Genomic DNA, 5,341 nt, shown 5'->3' with positions numbered 1-5,341 from the left:
CCGGGCTGGGTACGGGTGCCGCCGGGGTCGGACGGGCCGGGGTGGGCGACGGCGCCGCGGGCGTGGGACGGGCCGGGGTGGCGGATCTTCCCGCCGGGGTGGGCCGCTGCGTACCCGGGTCGGCGCTGGGCGCCAGCCGGCGCTGCGGCGCGACCCCGGCGGCCCGGGGCGCGGTGGGCTCGGGCCCCGGGGCGTCGTCGACCGCCGGCCCGGTGGGACGGTCCTCGTGGTCCCGTGCCGCTCCTCTGCCCGTCACGACGTTCATTGCACACCGCTCCGGGAGGCGAAACAGGCAGCTGAGCCGCGTGTCGGCGACAAATCGGACCAACGGGCGAGGTGGTCGGCCCGGTCCGCCGGTCGGGCACCCCCTATTGATTCGCGGCCGCCCCGGACGGGTCACTAGGCTTGCTGCTCATGAGTCACGTTCTCGCGGCAGTGGCCTGGCCGTACGCCAACGGCCCCCGCCACATCGGCCACGTCTCCGGTTTCGGCGTTCCCTCCGACGTCTTCGCCCGGTACATGCGGATGGCCGGCCACGACGTGCTCATGGTCTCCGGCACCGACGAGCACGGCACTCCGATCCAGGTGCAGGCTGACGCCGACGGGGTGACCCCGCGCGAGCTGGCCGACAGGTACAACAGGGTGATCGTCGAGGACCTGCACGGCCTCGGTCTCTCCTACGACCTGTTCACCCGCACCACCACCCGCAACCACTATGCGGTGGTGCAGGAACTGTTCGAGGGGATGTACCGCAACGGCTACATCGTGCCGAAGACCACAATGGGTGCCATCTCCCCGTCCACCGGGCGCACCCTGCCCGACCGCTACATCGAGGGCACCTGCCCGATCTGTGGTTACGACAGCGCCCGCGGTGACCAGTGCGACAACTGCGGCAACCAGCTCGACCCGATCGACCTGATCGACCCGAAGTCGCGGATCAACGGGGAGACCCCGAAGTTCGTTGAGACCGAGCACTTCTTCCTGGACCTGCCCGCCCTGGCCGACGTGTTGCGGCAGTGGCTGGACACCCGGGAGGGGTGGCGGCCCAACGTGCTGCGGTTCTCCCGCAACCTGCTCGACGACCTCCAGCCCCGGGCGATCACCCGTGACCTGGAGTGGGGCGTACCGATCCCGCTCGACGGCTGGCGCGACCGGTCGGACAAGCGGATCTACGTGTGGTTCGACGCCGTGATCGGCTACCTGTCCGCCTCGATCGAGTGGGCCCGCCGCTCCGGCGACCCCGAGGCGTGGCGCAAGTGGTGGTCCGCCGACGGCGCCGGGAAGGACGCCCAGTCCTACTACTTCATGGGCAAGGACAACATCGTCTTCCACTCGGTGATCTGGCCGGCGCTGCTCTCTGGATACTCCGGCGAGGGCTCCCGCGACGGGGAGCCGGGCCAGCTGGGTCGGCTCAACCTGCCCACCGAGGTGGTGTCGAGTGAGTACCTGACAATGGAGGGGCGCAAGTTCTCGTCGTCCCGCAAGGTGGTCATCTACGTTCGCGACTTTCTGGAGCGCTACGACGCCGACGCGCTGCGCTACTTCATCGCCGCCGCCGGTCCGGAGAGCAACGACACCGACTTCACCTGGGCCGAATTCCTCCGCCGCAACAACGACGAGTTGGTCGCCGGCTGGGGCAACCTGGTCAACCGGTCCGTCTCGATGGCCGCCAAGAACTTCGGGGCGATCCCGCCGGTCGACCCGGCCGGGCTCACCGAGGCCGACGAGGCGCTGCTCGCTGTGGCCCGGGCCGGGTTCACCACGGTCGGCGACCTGATCGGCCGGCACCGGCAGAAGCAGGCGATCGGTGAGGCCATGAAGGTGGTCGCCGAGGCCAACAGGTACCTCTCCGAGCAGGCACCCTGGAAGCTCAAGGACGAGGCGGACAAGCCCCGGATGGGCACCATCCTGCACGTCGCCCTCCAGGTGATCAGCGACGCCAACACGCTGCTCACCCCGTTCCTGCCGCACTCCGCGCAGCAGGTGCACGAGCTGCTCGGCGGCACCGGCGTGCACGCACCGATGCCGGTGATCGAGCAGGTCGACGACCTGGACGGCGGTCCGGCGTACCCGGTGCTCACCGGGGACTACACCGTCGGCGCGCGCTGGGAGTCGGTGTCGATCGAGGCGGGTCGGCCGCTGGCCGCGCCGAAGCCGGTGTTCCGCAAGCTCGACCCGTCGATCGTCGACGAGGAACTGGCCCGGCTCGCCGGCTGAAACGCACGTCGCGCGGCGGGCGGGTGCCTGCCGCCGCGCGACGTCACATCGCGTACCGGGTGTCCATCACCTGGTCGTCGGTCACCTCGGTGCCCGGCGCCCAGGCCTCGTAGACGCCACGTTCCTGACACTGCGCGCCGGTGGTCAGCACGACGTCCGGGTTCGGGTAACGCAACCGGATCCGCAGCCAGCCGGCCTCCTCCCGCAGCACCAGGCACGGCACGCCCCGCCACTGGGCGAACCGCAACCGGCGGGCCACCGCGTCCACCGGGTAGCGGGCCGCCCGGGTCATCGCCAGCACCCGGAACCCACCGGGCAGGTCGGCCACCGCCTCGTACTCGCTGTCGCCGTACATGCCGACCAGTTGGGTGGAGCGGGGCGCGTCGGCGTTCGGCAGGTACTCCTGGTCCGGGGAGAGGCCGGGCACCGCGGCCAGCAGGTGCCGCCACTGCGGGCCGACCATCCGCAGCCACCCCCGCTGCTCCGCCTGGTAGGTGTACAGCACCACCTCCACCCCCTCCGCCGGGTAGGCGATGAGGGCGGCGTTCGCCGGCATCGGCAGGTCGGCGAAGTCCCGGCTGATGAACTCCGGGATGAGCTGACCGTTGCTGGGCACGAAGCCGGTGCCCAGCACCGGAGCGCCGAGCCGGTCCCGGGAGCCCAGCGCGGTCAGGCCGCGGTGTGCCGGACCCGCCGGCACGTCGTAGTCGCCCGGGTCGGACGCGCGCCAGCGCAGCGCGTACGCCACGTCATGGCCGTCCCGGCCAGCGTCACCATCGGTACGCAGCACAGTCGTCGTCGCCGGCGTCCGTAGGTGCGCCACATCGTGCTCGCGGTAGCAGAAGCCGTGCGGCAGCCAACCCCGTAGGTAGCCGGCGACCTGCTGGGCCGAGAGCACCTTCATCATCCGGGTGCCCCGCCGGATCACCGCCGACGCGCGCGCCATCGTCAGCACCGGGTCACCGGCGGCCGCCGGTTGCTGGCTGAGCAGGTGCAGGTACGCCCAACCCCGCTCGCGGTGGGCGGGCATCAGCAGCGGAGTCTCCGGCTCGTCGGCCGGCTCGGTGGCCCCGTGCACCGCGTTCACCTCGGTGACGTGCACGAAACGGCGCCACGGCAGGGCGCTACCCGGTCGGGGCGCCCACTCGAAGCCGGTCACCTCGTCGGCGCTGAACAACTCGTACGCGGCGCCGCGGGCGATCTCCTCGGCCGGGTACACCCCGCCGCCGAACGCCACGTGCAGTCCGGTCCGTTCACCGGCGTTGCCGCCGGCCTGGGGGGTGACGCTCATGCCGTCGCCTCCCTGCTCGGTGGGTGGGGTCCGCACGCTGTCGCGTCCGTTCGTGAGCGACCGTAGAGTTGCGCGGCGTAGTCGAGGTGAACGTCGGGTGGCGGGCAGATGGACAGGCCCGGTGTGTGATGCTGTCGCTGATGAGCGAGCCCACTGAATCCCGCCGCGACCGTGCCGCCCGGCGGGCCGGAGAGTTTCCGCCCGCCCCCGAGTCGCTGCCCCGGGCGGTGCTGGACAGCCACACCCACCTGGACATCACGGTCAGTGAGGCCGGTGTGCCCGGCGGCGGGCCGGCCGACGACCCGGTTGCCGTGGCCATCGCGTTGGCCACGAAGGTCGGCGTGGCCCGGCTGGTCCAGGTGGGGGTGGACGTCGCCTCCTCCCAATGGGGCGCGGACACCGCCGACCGGTACCCGGCCGTGCTGGCCACCGTGGCGCTGCACCCGAACGAGGCGCCCCGGCTGAGCGACCTCGACGAGGCGTTGCGGGAGATCGAGTCACTAGCCGCGCGCGACCGGGTCCGGGGGATCGGCGAGACCGGAATGGACTTCTTCCGGACCGGCGACGAGGGGCGGGCCGCGCAGGAGGAGAGTTTCCGGGCGCACATCGCCATCGCCAAGCGGTACGGCAAGACGCTGGTCATCCACGACCGCGACGCGCACGCCGACGTGCTGCGGATCCTCGACGACGAGGGCGCTCCCGACCGGGTGGTGCTGCACTGCTTTTCCGGCGACGCCGACTTCGCCCGCGAGTGTGTCCGCCGCGGCTATCTGCTGAGCTTCGCCGGCACCGTCACCTTCGGCAGCGCGGCGGCGCTGCGCGAGGCCGCCGCGCTCACCCCGCTGGATCAGATGCTGGTGGAGACCGACGCCCCGTACCTCACCCCGATGCCGTACCGCGGCCGGCCGAACGCGTCGTACCTGATTCCACTCACCGTCCGCGCGCTCGCCGCGACCACGGGCAGCGACCTGGACGAGCTGTGCGCGGCCATCTCCGCCACCGGCGACCGGGCCTTCGGCCCGTGGTGAGCCTGCTCGGCCCGGCGGAGATCCGGGAACTCGCCGCCCGGCTGGGCGTCGCGCCCACCAAGAAGCTGGGCCAGAACTTCGTGCACGACCCGAACACCGTGCGCCGGATCGTCTCCGCCGCCGGCCTGACCCCCGACGACGTGGCAGTGGAGGTGGGGCCCGGGCTCGGCTCGCTGACCCTGGGGCTGCTGCCGGTCGCCGGGCACGTGCACGCCGTGGAGATCGACCCGGTGCTCGCCGGGGCGCTGCCGGAGACCGTCGCGCGGCACGCCGGGGCCGACGCCGCCCGGCTCACCGTGCACCGCGCGGACGCGCTGCGCATCGCCGCCGCCGAGCTGGCCGACCCGGCACCGACCGCGCTGGTGGCGAACCTGCCCTACAACGTCGCCGTGCCGGTGGTGCTGCACCTGCTCGCCGCGCTGCCCACCCTGCGACACGGCCTGGTGATGGTGCAGAAGGAGGTCGCCGACCGGCTCGTCGCCGGTCCCGGCTCCAAGGTGTACGGCATCCCGTCGGTGAAGCTCGCCTGGTACGCCCAGGCCCGGAGCGCCGGCAAGGTGCCGCCGAACGTGTTCTGGCCGGTGCCCAACGTCGACTCCGGCCTGGTCGCGTTCAGCTGCCACGAGCCGCCCCGCGCCGACGTACCCCGGGAGCGGGTCTTCGCCGTGGTGGACGCGGCGTTCGCGCAGCGCCGCAAGACCCTGCGCGCCGCGTTGGCCGGCTGGGCTGGCGGCGCGGACCGGTGAGCAGGACACCGACAACTCCGCTGACCAGCGCGTAGCCGATCAGCACCAGGGCCCCGACC

The 5,341-nt window shown here is 72.5% G+C and carries 3 protein-coding genes and 2 pseudogenes; 3 read left to right on the top strand and 2 right to left on the bottom strand.

From position 1 onward, the window contains the following. Positions 1–256 (bottom strand): annotated as a pseudogene (locus ABZU52_RS31780) (hypothetical protein); the annotation flags it as partial. Positions 257–414: 158 nt separating this feature from the next. Here ABZU52_RS31780 and metG point away from each other — a divergent pair. Beyond that, on the top strand, positions 415–2,217 hold the full coding sequence (gene metG / locus ABZU52_RS31775; RefSeq protein WP_354974610.1) for a methionine--tRNA ligase: 1,803 nt from the start codon (positions 415–417) through the stop codon (positions 2,215–2,217). A 43-nt stretch (positions 2,218–2,260) separates the two neighbouring features. On the opposite strand, the gene ABZU52_RS31770 is transcribed toward metG, so the two are convergent. Beyond that, on the bottom strand, positions 2,261–3,508 hold the full coding sequence (locus ABZU52_RS31770) for a hypothetical protein (RefSeq protein WP_354974609.1): 1,248 nt from the start codon (positions 3,506–3,508) through the stop codon (positions 2,261–2,263). A 128-nt stretch (positions 3,509–3,636) separates the two neighbouring features. Here ABZU52_RS31770 and ABZU52_RS31765 point away from each other — a divergent pair, with 128 nt between their 5' ends. Together ABZU52_RS31765 and rsmA are read left to right on the top strand one after the other, a co-directional pair. Next, complete coding sequence (locus tag ABZU52_RS31765) at positions 3,637–4,536, top strand: TatD family hydrolase (protein WP_354974608.1); 900 nt, start codon at positions 3,637–3,639, stop codon at positions 4,534–4,536. Next, positions 4,530–5,279, top strand: a pseudogene (gene rsmA / locus ABZU52_RS31760) (16S rRNA (adenine(1518)-N(6)/adenine(1519)-N(6))-dimethyltransferase RsmA); the annotation flags it as partial. The gene ABZU52_RS31765 and the pseudogene rsmA, both read left to right, overlap by 7 nt. Positions 5,280–5,341 lie beyond the last annotated feature (62 nt).

Origin of the sequence: Micromonospora sp. NPDC005220, assembly GCF_040607895.1 — a bacterium.
Taxonomy (GTDB): Bacteria; Actinomycetota; Actinomycetes; order Mycobacteriales; family Micromonosporaceae; genus Micromonospora.
This window is presented reverse-complemented; position numbering and strand designations above follow the sequence as displayed.